The sequence below is a fragment of the Serratia sp. PL7 genome (assembly GCF_945957435.1).
Map to the genome: position 1 here is coordinate 1 of NZ_CAMFLB010000087.1, position 1,886 is coordinate 1,886.

Genomic DNA, 1,886 nt, shown 5'->3' on the forward strand with positions numbered 1-1,886 from the left:
GCCCCTATGGGCATGGCGGACATCGCCGAAGTCCTGTGGCGTGACTACCTCAACCACAACCCGACTAACCCGCACTGGGCTGACCGCGACCGTTTCGTGCTCTCCAACGGCCACGGCTCCATGTTGATTTACAGCCTCCTGCACCTCACCGGCTACGACCTGCCGATGCGCGAGCTGGAGAACTTCCGTCAGCTGCATTCCAAAACCCCGGGGCACCCGGAGTACGGCTACACCCCAGGCGTTGAGACCACCACCGGCCCGCTGGGCCAGGGTATCGCCAACGCCGTCGGCTTCGCCATCGCCGAACGCACCCTGGCGGCGCAGTTCAACCGCCCTGGCCACGACATCGTTGACCACCACACCTACGCCTTCATGGGCGACGGCTGCATGATGGAAGGTATCTCGCACGAAGTCTGCTCCCTGGCCGGCACCCTCAAGCTCGGCAAGCTGACCGCCTTCTACGATGACAACGGCATCTCCATCGACGGCCACGTCGACGGCTGGTTCACCGACGACACCGCCCTGCGTTTCGAAGCCTACGGCTGGCACGTGGTGCGCAACGTTGACGGCCACAACCCGGACGCCATCAAGGCCGCGATTGAAGCAGCCCGCAAGGTGACCGACAAGCCGTCGCTGCTGATGTGCAAGACCGTTATCGGCTTCGGTTCGCCGAACAAGGCCGGCACCCATGACGTGCACGGTGCCGCGCTGGGCGCCGCCGAAGTGGCCGCCACCCGCGAAGCGCTGGGCTGGAAATACGCCGCCTTTGAAATCCCGCAGGACATCTACGCCCAGTGGGACGCCAAAGAAGCCGGTCAGGCCAAAGAAGCGGCCTGGAACGACAAGTTCGCCGCCTACGCCAAGGCCTTCCCGGAACTGGCTGCCGAGTTCAAGCGCCGCATGAACGGCGAGCTGCCGGCCGACTGGAAAGCCGACGCCAAAGCGTTCGTGGAAAAACTGCAGGCCAACCCGGCCAACATCGCCAGCCGCAAGGCGTCGCAGAACGCGCTGGAAGCGTTCGGCAAGGTGCTGCCGGAGTTCCTGGGCGGCTCTGCCGACCTGGCGCCGAGCAACCTGACCATGTGGTCCGGCTCGAAAGCGCTGAACGTTGACCCGGCGGGCAACTACATTCATTACGGCGTGCGCGAGTTCGGCATGACCGCCATCACCAACGGCATCGCGCTGCACGGCGGCTTCCTGCCGTACTCGGCGACCTTCCTGATGTTCGTGGAATACGCCCGCAACGCGGTGCGCATGGCGGCACTGATGAAGCTGCGCAACGTGTTCGTCTACACCCACGACTCCATCGGTCTGGGCGAAGACGGCCCGACCCACCAGCCGGTGGAGCAGCTGGCGAGCCTGCGCGTGACCCCGAACATGAGCACCTGGCGCCCGTGTGACCAGGTGGAATCGGCGGTGGCGTGGCAGTACGGCATCGAGCGCAACGACGGCCCGACCACCCTGGTGTTCTCGCGCCAGAACCTGACCCAGCAGCCGCGCACCGCAGAGCAGCTGGCGAACGTGTACCGCGGCGGCTACGTGCTGAAAGACTGCGCGGGCACGCCGGACGTCATCCTGATTGCCACCGGCTCTGAAGTGGGCATCACGGTGGAAGCGGCGGACACGCTGACCGCGGCGGGCCGCAAGGTGCGCCTGGTGTCGATGCCGTCGACCGACGCGTTCGACAAGCAGGATGCGGCGTACCGCGAGTCGGTGCTGCCGGCGGCGGTAAGGGCGCGTGTGGCGGTGGAAGCGGGTATCGCGGACTACTGGTACAAGTACGTGGGCCTGAACGGCGCCATCGTGGGCATGACCACCTTCGGTGAGTCGGCGCCGGCGGAGCAGCTGTTCGCCGAGTTCGGCTTCACCGTGGACAACGTGGTGGC

1 protein-coding gene is annotated in these 1,886 nt (G+C 66.0%); it reads left to right on the forward strand.

Going from position 1 to position 1,886, the window contains the following annotated elements; genetic code table 11:
* On the forward strand, positions 1-1,886 hold a 1,886-nt coding region (gene tkt / locus N6G83_RS54280), incomplete at both ends, for a transketolase (protein WP_260524428.1).